The organism is Mesorhizobium sp. RCAM 05099 (genome assembly GCF_059683685.1).
Genome location: NZ_CM185035.1, coordinates 1539337 through 1554043 on the forward strand (window position 1 = coordinate 1539337; position 14707 = coordinate 1554043).

Below are 14707 nucleotides of genomic sequence, written 5' to 3' on the forward strand. Positions count from 1 at the left end.
CAGCGCGGCGTGGTTCGGCTACACCTCCGGCCCGGAGACCGCGACATGGCTGAACTCGACACCAGAAAGACCATCGTGCTGACCGGCGCCAGCCGGGGCATCGGCCACGCCACCGTCAAGCGCTTTTCGCGTGAGGGCTGGCGCGTCATCACCTGTTCGCGCCAGGCCTTTGCCGAGGACTGCCCGTGGCCGGCCGGCCCCGAGGATCACATCAAGGTCGATCTCGCCGACCAGGAAGACGTCGGTATCGCCGTCTCGGAAATCCGCCACCGGCTCGAGGCGCATGGCGGCCAGCTGCACGCGCTGGTCAACAATGCCGGCATCTCGCCGAAGCTCAAGGACGGCAACAGCCGCATGGACTCGATCAACACGCCGATGCATGTCTGGCGCGATGTCTTCCAGGTCAATTTCTTCGCGCCGATCATGCTGGCGCGTGGGCTGTTCAAGGAACTGGCGGCGGCCAAGGGTTCGATCGTCAATGTCACCTCGATCGCGGGCACCCGCGTGCATCCCTTCGCCGGCACCGCCTACGCCACATCGAAGGCCGCACTTGGCTCGCTGACACGCGAAATGGCGCACGACTTTGGCCCGCATGGCATTCGGGTCAACGCCATCGCGCCGGGCGAGATCGACACCGCGATCCTGTCGCCGGGCACGGACAAGATCGTCGAGACGATTCCGCTCAGGCGCCTTGGCACCACGGCCGAGGTCGCCGACATCATCTTCTTCCTGTGCTCACAGCAGGCGTCCTACGTGACGGGCTCGGAAATCCACATCAATGGCGGCCAGCACGTTTAGACGTCAGATCGTCTTGGCGCGTCCCGCAAGGCTTCCCAGGACCGCCATCAGCAAGGTGGCGATGGCGCAGGCGCCCAGAGCCAAGCTCCAATTCCCGGTCGCGTCATGGGCAAGACCGGCTAGCGGCGGGCCCGCGGCCGCCAGCGAATAGCCAAGGCATTGCGCCATTCCCGACAGCGCGGCTGCCTCCTGGCTGTGCGAGACCCTCAGGCTGACGAACGAGAGGCCCAGCACGAAGGCCGCACCCGCGCCGAAGCCAAACAGCGCGACCCACAGTGCCGCAAGGGCCGGAATTTGCCAAAGGCCCAGCAGTGAAAGGCAGGTGATCAGCGCCACGCCGATGGCCATGGCTCGCTGGTCCTTCATACGCTTGACGGCGGTGCCGAGCAGCAGACCGGGGATCGCGATTGCCAGTTGACACAGCCCATGCAGCGAACCTGCGGTCGCCGCCGGATAACCTGCCTCCGCCAGGATCGAGGGCAACCATCCGACGATCACGTAGAAGACCAGCGAGGTGAGGCCAAGAAAGCCCGTCACCTGCCACGCAAGAGCCGAGCGCCAGATGTGCCCCCGGTCATGCATGGACGATGCTTCCCGCTCCGGGGCGGCCGGCATCCGAAGCTGAGGAGCCCAGGCAATCAGGGCCGCGAATGGAAAGATCAGTGTGCAGGCAAGCGACAGGTGCCAACTCGATCCCGGCAATTGAGCAAGCGGGATTGCCGCTGTCGATGCCAATGCTTGCGAAAGTCCGGACACGATAGCATAGCCGCCGGTCAGGCCGGCGACCCGGTTGGGAAAATCGCGTTTCAGCAGGCCCGGTAACAGGACGTTAGCCACAGCGATCCCGGCCCCAAGCGTGGCGGTGCCGACGAACAGCGCCCAGAGAGGGCCGGTCGAGCGCAAGGCAATACCGGTCGCAACAACAAGCAGCGCGCCGAACAAGGACCTTTCGATGCCGTATCGGCGCGCCAATCCGGCCGCGAAGGGTGAGATCACCGCGAACGCCAGCAAGGGGAGGGTTGTGAGCCCCCCTGCTTCGGCGGCGCTGATGCCGGTGGTTTCGCGGATCATGCCGAGCAACGGCGCCACGCCGGTGATGGGCGCGCGAAGCGTCGAAGCGATCAGCATGATGCCGACCAGGAGAAGTCCCTGGCCTCCGGTTGTCCTGACAATTTCTCTTGCCGTCATGGGAGGGCTCTCCTGAAAATGATCGCTAAATATCGTCAGCCGTTTCCAGCTGGTGCTGGAGCGCGGCGTCATTGACCGAAACGGTCAGCTCATTCGGTTACGGTGAGAACGGCCTTGCCGCTGAAGCTGCGCTCTCGCAGTGCGTCCAGGGCCTGGGCGATGTCTGTCCACGGCAGGTTCAAGGCCACGCGGGTTTCCAGCCGGCCAGCGGCGACCAGAGCGAGCAGCGAGGCGATGTCCGCGCCTATGCCCGAGCCGGACGTGTAGTACGCAAAAGTGTGAAGCCTCGCGCCCTCGTGACCCGGAACGAATTGGCGGAACCCGATGGGCGTGAGTTCGCCACTGCTCGAGCCGAACATGACGATGGTGCCGCCGGGTGCGACGCGTTCGATCGCGTGGGCGAGGCTTTGGCCACCGACCGACTCGGTGATCAGCGAAAACGGCCCCTCGGCCAGCTCGATCGATTCGACAACCTGCTCGGCGCCAAGGCCGCGGAGGTCCTCGACATGCCGGGCGGCGGCGATCGCGGTCGCCGAGGCGCCCTGCTCGCGGGCGATCTGAACCTGGAAACGACCGACCGCGCCGCTTGCACCCGTGATCAGGACCCGCTGGCCGGCGAGGTCGCCGCCGAGGCGCAGGGTTCGCAGCGCCGTCGTGCCGGCGACGGGAAGCGTAGCGGCGGAGGCGAAACTGACGCCGTCCGGCAGGACAGCTAGGCGATCGGTTGGAACGGCGACACGTTCGGCCCAGCCGGCCTGGTCGACCAGGGCCGCAACCCGGGCGCCTGTGGCTGGTCCGGAGCCATCGGTTGCCGCGCGTTCGACAACCCCAACGATATCCTGGCCTGGTATCCAGCCTTTCGGGCGTATGGCGAGCAGGCGCAGTTCGCCGCGGTTCAACGAGGTCGCGCGGACCGAGATCAGCGCTTCGTTCGAGGCGGGCTGAGGCTCGGCGAGCTCCGCGAGCCTCAGCCCGCCAGCGCTTTCGGGAGAGATGACTAAGGCGAGCATGGTTCGGCCTCTGAGTTACTCATTGGAAGCCCAAGCCTATCGACTTTCCCGGTCGGTTAATTTAGCTATTCTGGCATTTGGTCGCTAAAAACCGTCTAACATGAGACAACCTCTCCGCTATCCCTGGCTTAATTTCGACGTAGACAACGTCCTCACCCCGGCGATTGCCGTGCGCGTTGATGTCCCCGAAACCAGGGCCGAGGTACCCGACCATTGGCATCGCAAGGGACAACTCGTCTTTGCGCTGGGCGGCGGGGTCACCTGTCGCGTTCCCAGTGGCTTGTGGATGGTGCCGCCGCATTGCGGGGTGTGGATTCCCGGCGGCATGGAGCACAGTAACATCGCGACCGCCAATGCCCGGATTTTCTTCGTCTACATTGAGCCGGGAGCCAACGATCTGCCGGACCGGTGCTGCACGCTTTCGATCTCGCCGCTGCTGCGCGAACTGATCATCGAGCTGGCCGATCGCGTGGAGGATGATGAGGCGAGGGGCGAACTCTTGACCAGGATCCTGCTCACCGAACTGCCTCGCATGCCCGTCCAGCGGCTTCATCTGCCGATATCGTCCGAGCCGCGCCTGAAGCGGATCGCCGAAGCGTTGGCGGAAGATCCTGCCGACCGCAGCACGCTGGCGGAGTGGGCCAATCGCGTTGCGCTCAGCGAGAGCAGTCTCGCCCGTCTCGTCGTGAAGGAGACTGGTTTAAGCTTCGGCCGCTGGCGCCAGCAATTGCACTTGATCGTCGCAATACGGGAGCTAGCCTCCGGCGCGAGCGTGCAGCAAGTTTCGGGCGATCTCGGCTATGACTCCGTCACGGCCTTCATCACCATGTTCAAGAAGGCGCTTGGGAAGCCCCCGGCAAAATATCTCAGCAGTGTCGCGCAAAATGGCGGCTCTGCATTCGTCGCGTGATTGGCCTCGCTTGCGATCACGTTGCCAGCACGTGTGAGCGAGCGGGGCTTGGCTTAGGCCGTTGACGGCTCAGCGGCCTCCGGCCGCAGCACCGGCTTTTGCCCGAGCACCTCTTCGACAATGCCCCGCGCGATCTCGCGCTCGCCCATGATGACGGTGTCGGCGCCAAGGCCCTTGAGATGCTCGACCTCGGCGTCGGAATGGGCGCGGGCGATGACGTTGATGCCGGGATTGGCGGCACGTGCGCGCATCACGATCTGTCCGGCCTCGAAGGCATTGGGAATGGCGAGGATCAGGCGCTTGGCGCCTTCAGGATTGGCGGCGGCGAACACTTCGGCGTTGGCCGCGTTGCCGGAGACGGTCTCGATGCCGTCGGCCTTCAGCCTGGCCAGTGTCTTGTCGGCGTCCTCGATGACGAGGAAGGGTAGGCTTGCCTGTTTCAGCGCCGCGCCGACAAGGCTGCCGACACGACCATAGCCGATCAGGATGGCGTGGTTGGTGAGGCTTGTCCTCGGCGGCGGCCCATCCTCCCCGTTGGCTGTTGCCACGACCGAGGCCACTTGGCCCGGCTCCGTCGCTGGACCGACCGGCTTTGCCTCGACCGGCGGCGCCGTCCTGGCGGCGCGGGCTTCAAGCCACGGCTTCATCCAGTCGATGGCCAGGAACATCAGCGGGTTGAGGACGATCGACAGGATGGCGCCGGCCAGGATGAGGTCGCGGCCCTGTTCGGGCAGAAGCTTCAGCCCGACGCCGAGTTCGGCCAGGATGAAAGAGAATTCGCCGATCTGGGCAAGGCTCGCCGAAATCATCAGCGCGGTGGCCAGCGGATAGCCGAAGGCAATGACGATAACGAACGCCGCCAGCGACTTGCCGATGACGATGATGGCGAGCGTCGCCAGGATCGGCCAGTCATTGCTGATCAGGCTGAACGGATCGAACAGCATGCCGACCGAGACGAAGAAAAGCACCGAGAAGGCATCGCGCAGCGGCAGCGATTCTTCCGCCGCGCGATGGCTGAGCTCGGATTCGCTCATGATCATGCCGGCGAAAAAGGCACCGAGCGCCAGCGAGACCCCGAACAGTTTTGCGGCGCCGAATGCGACGCCGAGCGCGATGGCCAGCACGGCCAGCCGGAACAATTCGCGCGAGCCGGTATGGGCGACATAATGCAGGATCCAGGGAATGACCCTGCGGCCGACGACAAGCATGACGACAACGAAGGCGGCGACCTTGGCCAGCGTGATGCCGACGACGCCCCAGATGCCGTAGCTTGCCGGCAGCGATAGCAAGCCACTGGCGTGGGCGTCAGTCTGTTCCTGGCCGCCGAGCACGCCGGCAAGTGCCGGCAAAAGCACCAGCGCCAGCACCATGGCCAGATCCTCGACGATCAGCCAGCCGACGGCGATGCGGCCGCGCCCCGTCTCGATCAGGCGGCGCTCCTGCAAGGCGCGCAGCAGCACCACGGTCGAGGCGACCGAGAGTGCCAGACCAAAGACCAGTCCGGCTCCCATCGACCAGCCGAGCATCCAGGCAAGCCCGGCGCCAAGCGCGGTGGCAAAGCCGATCTGGACGATGGCGCCGGGCACGGCGATGGCGCGCACCGACAGCAGATCCTTCAGCGAGAAATGCAGGCCGACGCCGAACATCAGGAGGATGACGCCGATTTCGGCCAGCTCGTTGGCAAGCCCGGCATCGGCGACGAAGCCCGGCGTGTTCGGTCCGACCAGCACGCCGGCTACGAGATAGCCGACCAGGGGTGGAATGCGGAAGCGGTTGGCGAGAGCGCCGAAGACGAAAGCCAGCCCCAGACCGGCAACGATGGTGGCGATAAGGGGCGTGTCATGCGGCATTGTCTATGGAGCGCCTTTCAAATCTGAGATGTCGGATGTGCGCCGCCCAAAGCCGCCGCCTGTTTGCAATATGGTGGATGGGATGACGGCGATGCAACCCGCAAGAGGCGAAATCGGCCACGACAGGCGCAAAAAGCGAATGGCCGCTGGAATTGATGCGGATCATTGTCACCGTAGACCGGAAAGGGGCAGCATTTTTGCTGTCCTTCGCCAATCTGGACTCGGGCGACTTTAATCTACTAAATTGGTAGAATTTAGAAAAAACTGTTTTGCGACATTTGTTGCGAAGCGCTAAAAGAGCCGGAATTCAAGGCCCTGTGGCAGCAGCTTGAATCCGCTCCATGAGCGAAAGAGAAATATTTTTCTCTTGGCCGCGACGCTTTCAGAAAAGCGATTGCATCCCGACAAGCGATGCGCGAGTGCGTTCCTTCTGGTTTTCCGCGCTCGCGCGTAGAACTGCAAGCCAGTTGAGGATTCCGCTCGCATCCATGCCGCACGCTGCTCCCAAGCTCAATGCCTTTCCCGTCTTCATGCGGGTCGAGGGCGAAGCCGTGGCCATCGTCGGCGGCGGCGAAGAAGCGCTGGCCAAGGCGCGGCTGCTCGGACAGTCGAGCGCGGTGCTGTGCATCATCGCGGACAATGCCGAGCCGGACCTTTTGGCGTTCATCGCCCAGACAGGCGCGAACCATGTGACCGCCGCTTACGACACCGCGCATCTCGAAGGCGCGGTCATGGTGTTTGCGGCCAGCGGCAACGAGGCACTCGACCGCCTCGTTGTTGAGGACGCACGCCGGCTGGGCATTCCGGTCAATGCCGTCGACCGACCGGAGCTCTGCGATTTCTTCACCCCGGCGCTGGTGAACCGTGCACCGGTCGCTATTGCCATCGGTACGGAAGGCGCCGGCCCGGTGCTTGCCCAGATGCTGCGCGCTCGCATCGACCGCATGCTATCACCCTCGCTTGGGTCGCTGGCAGTGCTTGCCACTTCGTTCCGTGGCGCTGCCGAGAAGCTGCTACCGAGGGGCAATGCCCGCCGCCGTTTCTGGAATGATTTCTTCGCCGGCGCCCCTGCCCGCGCGGCTGAAGCGGGTCAGCTGTCTCGGGCACATGATGCCGCTGTCGGCCTGTTGCTTTCGAATGCGCCGGCGTCGGGCCATATCGCACTGGTCGGTGCCGGTCCGGGCGCCGAGGACCTTCTGACGCTGCGCGCGCATCGTCTACTGATGGAGGCCGATGTCATCGTTCATGACGCGCTGGTGCCGGAGACGATCGTCGCCATGGGCCGCCGCGATGCCGAGCGCCTGCCAGTGGGAAAACGCAAGGGCTGCCACAGCAAGAGCCAGGCCGAGATCAATGCGCTGCTGGTCGAACTCGGCCGCGAAGGCAAACGCGTTGTGCGGCTGAAGTCGGGCGATCCGCTGGTGTTCGGCCGGGCCGGCGAGGAGATGGCGGCCCTTCGGGATGCCGGCATCGCCTATGAGGTGGTTCCAGGCGTCACCGCGGCCTTCGCCGCCGCCGCCGATTTCGAACTGCCGCTGACCTTGCGCGGCGTGTCGTCGTCGATGGTGTTCACCACCGGCCACGACCTCAAGGGCAACTCGTTGCCCGACTGGGCCAAGCTCGCCATTTCCGGCGCCACCGTCGCCGTCTATATGGGCCGTTCGGTGGCGGCCGAGGTTGCCGGCCGGTTGATCGAAGCGGGCCTGTCGCCGGATACGGCGGTCGCAGTGGTCGAGAATGCCAGCCTTGCCAATCGCCGCCGCTTCCACGGCACGCTTGCCGACCTGCCGTCGCTCGAAGCGCGTGCCGATCTGACCGGCCCGGTCATGACCATCATTGGCGACGCGGTCGCCGGCGGCAACTTTGAACGGTCCGAGCCGCTCGCGGCACACAGGCATGAAAGCGCGGCAACTGCCGCTGCCGAAGGAGTTGAACAATGAAGATACTGACCGCCAACCGCCTGACCGACGGCATCGCCGTCTGGTATGCCGATGGCGGCTGGGCCGAGACGGTGGACCATGCCGACCTCGCCCATGACAAGGCGGCCGAGGACCGCCTGGAGGCGATCGGCGCCAAGGCCTATGCCGACAATGAAGTGGTCGACGTCAATCTGATCGACGCGGATGTTGTCAACGGCGCTGTCGAGCCGGTGCGGCTGCGCGAGAAGATCCGCGCCGCCGGCCCCACCATCCGCAACGATCTCGGCAAGCAGGCTGCCCACGCGGCATAAGCCAAGACATTAGTGAAACACGGGCGGACGCGCCCGGAAAGACCAAGCATGTACCGTTACGATGAGTTCGACCACGATTTTGTCCAGGCCCGCGTCGCCGAGTTCAGCGACCAGGTCCAGCGCCGGCTTGCCGGCGAGATCACCGAGGACCAGTTCCGCCCGCTCCGGCTGATGAACGGCGTCTATCTTCAACTGCACGCCTATATGCTGCGCATCGCGGTGCCCTATGGCACGCTGAACGGCAAGCAGTTGCGCATGCTGGGCCACATCGCCCGCAAATACGACAAGGGCTACGGCCACTTCACCACGCGCCAGAACATCCAGTTCAACTGGCCGGCGCTGTCGGACATTCCGGCGATCCTGGCCGATCTGGCAAGCGTGGAGATGCACGCCATCCAGACCAGCGGCAATTGCATCCGCAACGTCACCGCCGACCATTTCGCCGGTGCGGCCGCCGACGAAGTCGCCGATCCTCGCCCCTATGCCGAAATCCTGCGCCAGTGGTCGTCGGTGCATCCGGAATTCTCGTTCCTGCCGCGCAAGTTCAAGATCGCGGTGACCGGTGCCGAACGCGACCGTGCGGCCATCCAGACGCATGACATCGGCCTGCACCTGAAGAAGAACGCCGCCGGCGAGCTCGGCTTTGCCGTCTATATTGGCGGCGGCCAGGGTCGTACGCCGATGGTGGCCAGGAAGATCCGCGACTTCCTGCCGGAAGCCGACCTTCTGTCCTACTGCACGGCGATCCTGCGCGTTTACAACCTCTATGGCCGCCGCGACAACAAATACAAGGCGCGCATCAAGATCCTGGTCCACGAAACGGGCGTCGACGAAATCACCCGCCAGGTCGAGGCCGAGTGGCGGGAGTTGAAGGACGCCGAGCTGAAGCTGCCGGAGGCCGACATCCGTGCCATCGAGGCCTATTTCGCGCCGCCGGCGCTGGCCGACCGGCCGGATGGCGACCAGGCGGTCAAGCTTGCACGCCTGGATTCGAAGGGCTTCTCGCAGTGGCTCGACCAGAACGTGGTGACGCACCGCCATCCTGACTACGCGGCGGTGACCATTTCGCTGAAGGGCATCGGCGAGGTTCCGGGCGACGCCTCGGACAGCCAGATGGAAGCGGTCGCCGACATCGCCGAGAAATACGCCTTCGACGAACTTCGCGTCAGCCATGAGCAGAACCTCATCCTGCCGCATGTGGCGCGCGCCGACCTCAAGGCGGTCTATGACGCGCTGGTCGACATCGGGCTGGCGACGGCCAATTCCAACCTGATATCGGACATCATCTCGTGCCCGGGCCTCGATTACTGCGCGCTGGCGACGGCACGCTCGATCCCGATCGCGCAGGAAATCTCGCGCCGCTTCGCCTCGCTGGAGCGCCAGCGCGAGATCGGCGAACTGAAGCTGAAGATCTCCGGCTGCATCAATGCCTGCGGCCATCACCATGTTGGCCATATCGGCATACTGGGTGTCGAGAAGAAGGGCTCGGAGCTCTATCAGGTGACGCTTGGCGGATCGGCCGACGAGAACACGTCGGTCGGCGAGATCATCGGCCGCGGCTTCTCGTCGGAAGAGATCACCGACGCCATCGAGCAGATCGTCGAGACCTATCTCGGCCTTCGGCTCAACCCCCAAGAGAAATTCATCGACGCCTACCGCCGTGTCGGTCCCGCGCCGTTCAAGGAGGCGCTCTATGCTGGCGAAGCCAAGGCCGCTTGACCGTATCGTCGACGTCGATGACGGCATCGCCGCCAGGGCGGCGGGACTCGATGCGCTTTACGGTCATCTGAATCCGCTCGAGATCATCGAACGGTCGGCCCGTGAACTGTTCCACGACGAGATCGCCGCGGTGTCGTCCTTCGGGGCGGATTCGGCGGTGCTGCTGCACATGATCGCCAAGATCGACCGCACGCTGCCGGTCATCTTCCTCGACACCGGCAAGCATTTCGAGGAGACGCTCGGCTATCGCGACGCGCTTGTCGCCGATTTCGGACTGACCAACATCCGGGTGATCAAGCCCGAGGAGGCTGCGCTCGAACGGATCGATCCGACGGGCAATCTGCACCAGAGCGACACCGATGCCTGCTGCGACGTGCGCAAGGTCGAGCCGCTGGCGCGCGGTGTCGCGCCGTTTCGTGCCTGGCTCACCGGCCGCAAGCGCTTCCAGGCCGCGACGCGGGCAGCGATTCCGGTGTTCGAGGCGGTCGGCGCGCGTATGCGCATCAATCCATTGGCGCACTGGACGACATCGGACCAGGCCGACTACATGCGCGCGCATGCACTGCGCGAAAATCCGTTGGTCGCCTATGGCTATCTGTCGATCGGCTGCTTCCCGTGCACGCAGCCTGTGCAGCCGGGCGAGGACGCGCGCAGCGGCCGCTGGGCAGGCCATGCCAAGACCGAGTGCGGCATCCACCTTTCGGGGTTGGAAGTGTCGCTGACCGATGCGTCCCTTTAGGATGTGCTGATATTCAGGTGGGGCTGGCCTGCAAACGGCAGCTTCCCGCGCTTCCGGTGCTCACGTACTTCAGGTACGCTCCGCTCCGGTTCTCGGAAGCCGCCATTTTCGGCGCAGCCTGACCTGAATCTCAACACATCCTTGGCCGTTTGAATATTTAGGAACTTTTTTGATGACTGAACCGACGACACCGGAGACCCGCCTGTGGACCCCGACGGGTTTTCGTGAGGATGAGTGGGCTCATGCCGAAAGCGCCGAGGCGCTTGCCGGCAATGGCCGCTTCATCCTGCCGCTGCAGGCGTTCCTCGACCTTGACCCGCAAGTGCGCCGCTCCGCCAAGGAGCGGCTCGGCGTCGTGCTGCAGCCAGGCGATCAGCTCGAGAAGATAGCCGACATGCTCGACCAGCTGTCGCTGGTGGCACTGGCCTTCCCGGCCTTCAGCGACGGCCGCTCCTTCTCCAAGGGCGAACTGCTGCGCGGGCGCTATCATTTCGAAGGCGCGGTGCGCGCCACCGGTCAGGTTCTCGTCGACCAGTTGCCGCATATGCTGCGGCTCGGCTTCGACGAGTTCGAGATTTCGAATCCGGTGCTGTTGAAGCGCCTGGAAGAGGGACGCACCGGCGGGTTGGGGCTCTACTACCAGCCGGCCGTCGTGTCGGAGCCCAAGGGCCCAAAATATTCCTGGCGGCGGATGCGGGCCGGCTGAATCTCGTGATCCTTGGGTTGACGCAGCGGTAATTCCGAGCGGCTTTACATCAGCGGTGATCAGGCCTTCTCTTGGGCGTCCGGACGGAAACATCCGCCGGGTGCCAGGAGAAGATCATGGATTTCGATTATGTCATTGCCGGTGGCGGGTCCGCCGGCTGCACGCTTGCCGCGCGGCTCTCCGAAGATCCATCGAAAACGGTCTGCCTGATCGAAGCCGGCGGCGAGGGCAGGAGCCTGGTCATCCGCGCCCCGGCGGGCCTCATTGCCCTGCTGCCGGGCAGGCCGAAGATCAACAACTGGGCATTCGAGACGGTGCCGCAGCAGGGGCTTGGCGGCCGCAAGGGCTACCAGCCGCGCGGCAAGGCGCTGGGTGGCTCCAGCGCCATCAATGCCATGCTCTATACACGCGGGCACCGTGGCGATTATGACGAATGGGCCGATCTCGGCTGCGACGGCTGGTCATGGGACGAGGTGTTGCCCTATTTCCGGCGCGCTGAAGGCAACCAGCGCGGCAGCGACGTCCTGCACGGCGGCGACGGGCCGCTGCGGGTCGCGGAGCAGCAGGAGCCGCGCCCGGTCTCCCGGGCCTTTGTAGAGGCCTGCGGTGAAAACCAGATCCGTCGCAACGATGATTTCAATGGACCAGAGCAGGAAGGGGCGGGGCTTTATCAGGTCACGCAATTCTGGGGCGAACGTCGCAATGGCGAGCGCTGCTCGGCGGCCGCCGCCTATCTGCATCCGGCGATGGACCGGCCGAACCTAACCGTCATCACCGGAGCGCATGCCACGGGCATCGTCCTTGACGGCAAGCGGGCCACCGGCGTGCGCTATCGCGCGGGCAAGGACGAAGTCGTTGTGAAAGCCAGGCGCGAGGTCATCGTCTGCGGCGGTGCCTTCGGCTCACCGCAACTCTTGTTGCTTTCCGGGATCGGCCCGGCTGTCGAGCTTGCAGCGCACGGAATTCCGATCGTTCATGAACTGCCCGGCGTCGGCAAGAACCTGCAGGATCATCTCGATTTCATCATGGGCTGGACGTCAAGGGATGCCGACATGATGGGCATCGGCCTGCGCGGCCTGCCTGGCCTGCTGCGGCACCTGCGGCGCTGGCGCAAGGACGGCGGCGGCATGATCGCGACGCCTTACGCGGAGGGTGGCGCCTTTCTCAAATCCGACCCGGCGATAGACCGGCCCGACCTGCAATTGCACTTCTGCATCGCCATCGTCGATGATCATGGCCGCAAGCTGCATATGGGTTATGGCTTTTCCTGCCATGTCTGCGTGCTGCGGCCGCATTCGCGCGGCGAGGTCGGGCTGTCGACGCATGATCCACTGGCGCCACCGCGCATCGATCCGCGCTTTCTGTCCGACGAACGCGACGCCGAGCTGTTGCTCAAGGGCGTCCGAATGATGCGCGGCATACTGGAGGCGCCAGCGCTGGCCAAATACCGCGACAAGGAGATCTACACCGCCGGCGTTTCGAGCGACGCGGAGCTGATGGCGCATATCCGGGCCCGTGCCGATACGATCTATCACCCGGCGGGCACCTGCAAGATGGGCACCGACGATATGGCGGTGGTCGATCCGGAGCTGCGCGTGCGCGGCATCAAGGCTTTGCGGGTCGTCGACGCGTCGGTGATGCCGACGCTGATCGGCGGCAACACCAATGCACCGACCATCATGATCGCCGAAAAGGCGGCGGACATGATCAAGACGGCTGCCTGACTGGAGTTCTGGTCGAACCAGTGGGGTCATTTTTGCCTACTGTGAAACGTCCTGTGGCGGCGCTGTAGGCAATTGACATGAATTGGTCTTACCAATTGTGCGATTTATGCTTTCCCTTTTGCGGTGCTGCCCTTAGGATAGGGTTATTATTTCGCGATCCGAAATAAATATGGCCACAAGGGAGGAACCGGGAATGGCTGGCAAGAAGATATTGATGCTCGTTGGCGAGTTCAGCGAGGAGTACGAGATTTTCGTCTTTGAACAGGCCATGCATGCCGTTGGCCACACGGTGCATGTGGTCTGTCCGGACAAGAAGGCGGGCGACATATTGAAGACGTCGCTGCACGATTTCGAAGGCCACCAGACCTATACGGAAAAGCCAGGCCACGACTACATCCTCAACAAGACGTTTTCCGAGGTGGACCCGGCCAAATACGACGCCGTCTATGCGGCGGGCGGGCGCGGGCCGGAATACATCCGCATCGACAAGCGCGTGCAGGCGCTGGTGCGGCATTTCCATGAGGCCGGCAAGCCGATCTTCACCATCTGCCATGGCGTGCAGATCCTGATTGCCGTCGACGGCGTGGTGCGGGGAAGGGAAGTCGCGGCGCTGCATTATTGCGAGCCGGAAGTAACGCTGGCCGGCGGCATCTATATCGACGTCACGCCGACCGGCGCGCATGTCGACGGCAATCTCGTTTCAGCCAAGGGCTGGCCGGGCCTGTCCAACTTCATCCGTGAATGCCTGAAGGTGCTGGGCACGGAGATCCGCCATGGCGAGATATTGATGCGCGATGAGCGCCAGGCGGCTTGATCCAGGAGTTTGCCAATGGCGCCGCGCCGCATGGCGCGGCGGCAATCATTGGAAGTAACGCTTGAGATTGCCGCGGATGCGATCCAATACGGTGGCTCCGGAGAGGTCAGGCAAGAACTCCTTGCCGGTGATCGCTTCATAGGCCTGGGCATAAACCCGCGAGGCCTGATTGACGATCTCGTCAGGAATCTTCGGGATCGGTTCCTTGTACGGGTCGCATCGGGCCGAGACCCACGACCGGATGAAATCCTTGTCGAAACTGTCCGGCCGCGTGCCGTTTTCGAGCGCCTGTTCATACGTCGACGCGATCCAGTACCGGCTGCTGTCAGGCGTGTGGATCTCGTCGGCGAGCACGATCGTCCCGTGCTTGTCGACGCCGAATTCGTATTTCGTGTCGGCGAGGATCAGGCCGCGCTCGGCAGCGCGCGCCTGGCCTCGGGCGAACAACCGCAAGGCGTAGCTCGACACGGTCTGCCATTGCGCCGGTGTGAGAAGACCTCGTTCGATTATTTCGGCTTCGGACAGAGGTTCATCATGACCGCCGTCAAAAGCCTTGCTCGTCGGGGTGATGATCGCTTCGCGAAGCTTCTCGTTTGCACGCAACCCGTCCGGCAGGACGGTTCCATACATATCCCGCTCGCCATTCTTGTATTTGGTCAGGATTGACGTGCTGGTGGTTCCCGCCAGATAGCCACGAACGACAATTTCGACAGGCAGGATCTCGAGCCGGGTGCCCACGACAACGTTCGGGTCGGGATATTCCAGAACATGGTTCGGGCAGATATCGGTAGTCTCTTCAAACCAGTACCTGGCGATCTGAGTCAGGATCTCTCCCTTGAACGGGATTGAGGTCAGGATGGTGTCGAAGGCACTGATGCGGTCGGTGGCGATAATAATGCGCCGCCCGTCCGGCAGGTCGTAATTTTCCCGTACCTTGCCGCTGTAGCGGTTTGGAAGTTCGGGGATGAAGGCATCTGAAAGTACGCGCGGATCGCTCATTGGTGCATGTCGTTCGCCGA

At 63.9% G+C, this 14707-nt stretch carries 13 protein-coding genes; 9 read left to right on the forward strand and 4 right to left on the reverse strand.

Translation table 11 applies throughout. The features are described 5' to 3' along the window. Nucleotides 1-45 precede the first annotated feature (45 nt). Nucleotides 46-798: an SDR family NAD(P)-dependent oxidoreductase gene (locus AC56QQ_RS07590; protein ID WP_091583310.1), complete on the forward strand. Its 753-nt coding sequence runs from the start codon at nt 46-48 to the stop codon at nt 796-798. A gap of 3 nt (nt 799-801) precedes the next feature. Here the strand turns inward: AC56QQ_RS07590 and AC56QQ_RS07595 are convergent, their stop codons facing one another. Together AC56QQ_RS07595 and AC56QQ_RS07600 are read right to left on the reverse strand one after the other, a co-directional pair. Beyond that, nucleotides 802-1986, reverse strand: coding sequence for an MFS transporter (locus AC56QQ_RS07595; protein WP_497126190.1), 1185 nt, complete (start codon nt 1984-1986; stop codon nt 802-804). 89 nt (nt 1987-2075) lie between these two features. Next, nucleotides 2076-2996: a zinc-binding dehydrogenase gene (locus AC56QQ_RS07600; RefSeq protein WP_497126192.1), complete on the reverse strand. Its 921-nt coding sequence runs from the start codon at nt 2994-2996 to the stop codon at nt 2076-2078. 100 nt (nt 2997-3096) lie between these two features. Here AC56QQ_RS07600 and AC56QQ_RS07605 point away from each other — a divergent pair, with 100 nt between their 5' ends. After that, nucleotides 3097-3906 carry an AraC family transcriptional regulator gene (locus AC56QQ_RS07605; protein WP_497126194.1) on the forward strand — a complete coding sequence of 270 codons (810 nt, stop codon included), beginning with the start codon at nt 3097-3099 and terminating at the stop codon, nt 3904-3906. A 53-nt stretch (nt 3907-3959) separates the two neighbouring features. On the opposite strand, the gene AC56QQ_RS07610 is transcribed toward AC56QQ_RS07605, so the two are convergent. Then, nucleotides 3960-5756, reverse strand: coding sequence for a cation:proton antiporter domain-containing protein (locus tag AC56QQ_RS07610; protein ID WP_497126197.1), 1797 nt, complete (start codon nt 5754-5756; stop codon nt 3960-3962). 488 nt (nt 5757-6244) lie between these two features. On the opposite strand from AC56QQ_RS07610, the gene cysG reads away from it, so the two are divergent. The 7 genes from cysG to AC56QQ_RS07645 all read left to right on the forward strand — a co-directional run bounded on the left by cysG (nt 6245) and on the right by AC56QQ_RS07645 (nt 13688). Beyond that, nucleotides 6245-7696 carry a siroheme synthase CysG gene (cysG, locus tag AC56QQ_RS07615; RefSeq protein WP_497126199.1) on the forward strand — a complete coding sequence of 484 codons (1452 nt, stop codon included), beginning with the start codon at nt 6245-6247 and terminating at the stop codon, nt 7694-7696. Further along, nucleotides 7693-7986, forward strand: coding sequence for a DUF2849 domain-containing protein (locus AC56QQ_RS07620; RefSeq protein WP_091583289.1), 294 nt, complete (start codon nt 7693-7695; stop codon nt 7984-7986). The genes cysG and AC56QQ_RS07620 overlap by 4 nt, the downstream gene beginning before the upstream one ends. A 48-nt stretch (nt 7987-8034) precedes the next feature. Then, a complete protein-coding gene (locus tag AC56QQ_RS07625) occupies nt 8035-9705 on the forward strand; it encodes a nitrite/sulfite reductase (RefSeq protein ID WP_489863290.1) in 1671 nt (556 codons plus the stop codon). Beyond that, nucleotides 9680-10444 carry a phosphoadenylyl-sulfate reductase gene (locus AC56QQ_RS07630; RefSeq protein WP_091583284.1) on the forward strand — a complete coding sequence of 255 codons (765 nt, stop codon included), beginning with the start codon at nt 9680-9682 and terminating at the stop codon, nt 10442-10444. Before AC56QQ_RS07625 ends, AC56QQ_RS07630 begins: the two co-directional genes overlap by 26 nt. A gap of 172 nt (nt 10445-10616) precedes the next feature. After that, entirely contained in the window at nt 10617-11150 is a 534-nt protein-coding gene (locus AC56QQ_RS07635) for a DUF934 domain-containing protein (RefSeq protein WP_497126201.1), read from the forward strand. A 116-nt stretch (nt 11151-11266) separates the two neighbouring features. After that, nucleotides 11267-12874, forward strand: coding sequence for a GMC family oxidoreductase (locus AC56QQ_RS07640; protein ID WP_497126203.1), 1608 nt, complete (start codon nt 11267-11269; stop codon nt 12872-12874). A 193-nt stretch (nt 12875-13067) separates the two neighbouring features. Next, complete coding sequence (locus tag AC56QQ_RS07645) at nt 13068-13688, forward strand: DJ-1/PfpI family protein (RefSeq protein WP_497126205.1); 621 nt, start codon at nt 13068-13070, stop codon at nt 13686-13688. Nucleotides 13689-13733: 45 nt separating this feature from the next. On the opposite strand, the gene AC56QQ_RS07650 is transcribed toward AC56QQ_RS07645, so the two are convergent. Next, the gene (locus AC56QQ_RS07650; RefSeq protein ID WP_497126207.1) at nt 13734-14687 is read right to left on the reverse strand and encodes a phosphoribosylaminoimidazolesuccinocarboxamide synthase; all 954 of its coding nucleotides are present in this window, start codon (nt 14685-14687) and stop codon (nt 13734-13736) included. Nucleotides 14688-14707: the final 20 nt, after the last annotated feature.

Bases quoted from the DNA above. Each gene is read 5' to 3' on its own strand.
- AC56QQ_RS07620 (WP_091583289.1), top strand. From the start codon at position 7,693: ATGAAGATACTGACCGCCAACCGCCTGACCGACGGCATCGCCGTCTGG.
- AC56QQ_RS07630 (WP_091583284.1), top strand. From the start codon at position 9,680: ATGCTGGCGAAGCCAAGGCCGCTTGACCGTATCGTCGACGTCGATGAC.
- AC56QQ_RS07610 (WP_497126197.1), bottom strand. From the start codon at position 5,756: ATGCCGCATGACACGCCCCTTATCGCCACCATCGTTGCCGGTCTGGGG.
- AC56QQ_RS07650 (WP_497126207.1), bottom strand. From the start codon at position 14,687: ATGAGCGATCCGCGCGTACTTTCAGATGCCTTCATCCCCGAACTTCCA.
- AC56QQ_RS07640 (WP_497126203.1), top strand. From the start codon at position 11,267: ATGGATTTCGATTATGTCATTGCCGGTGGCGGGTCCGCCGGCTGCACG.
- AC56QQ_RS07590 (WP_091583310.1), top strand. From the start codon at position 46: ATGGCTGAACTCGACACCAGAAAGACCATCGTGCTGACCGGCGCCAGC.
- AC56QQ_RS07635 (WP_497126201.1), top strand. From the start codon at position 10,617: ATGACTGAACCGACGACACCGGAGACCCGCCTGTGGACCCCGACGGGT.
- cysG (WP_497126199.1), top strand. From the start codon at position 6,245: ATGCCGCACGCTGCTCCCAAGCTCAATGCCTTTCCCGTCTTCATGCGG.
- AC56QQ_RS07605 (WP_497126194.1), top strand. From the start codon at position 3,097: ATGAGACAACCTCTCCGCTATCCCTGGCTTAATTTCGACGTAGACAAC.
- AC56QQ_RS07600 (WP_497126192.1), bottom strand. From the start codon at position 2,996: ATGCTCGCCTTAGTCATCTCTCCCGAAAGCGCTGGCGGGCTGAGGCTC.
- AC56QQ_RS07595 (WP_497126190.1), bottom strand. From the start codon at position 1,986: ATGACGGCAAGAGAAATTGTCAGGACAACCGGAGGCCAGGGACTTCTC.
- AC56QQ_RS07625 (WP_489863290.1), top strand. From the start codon at position 8,035: ATGTACCGTTACGATGAGTTCGACCACGATTTTGTCCAGGCCCGCGTC.
- AC56QQ_RS07645 (WP_497126205.1), top strand. From the start codon at position 13,068: ATGGCTGGCAAGAAGATATTGATGCTCGTTGGCGAGTTCAGCGAGGAG.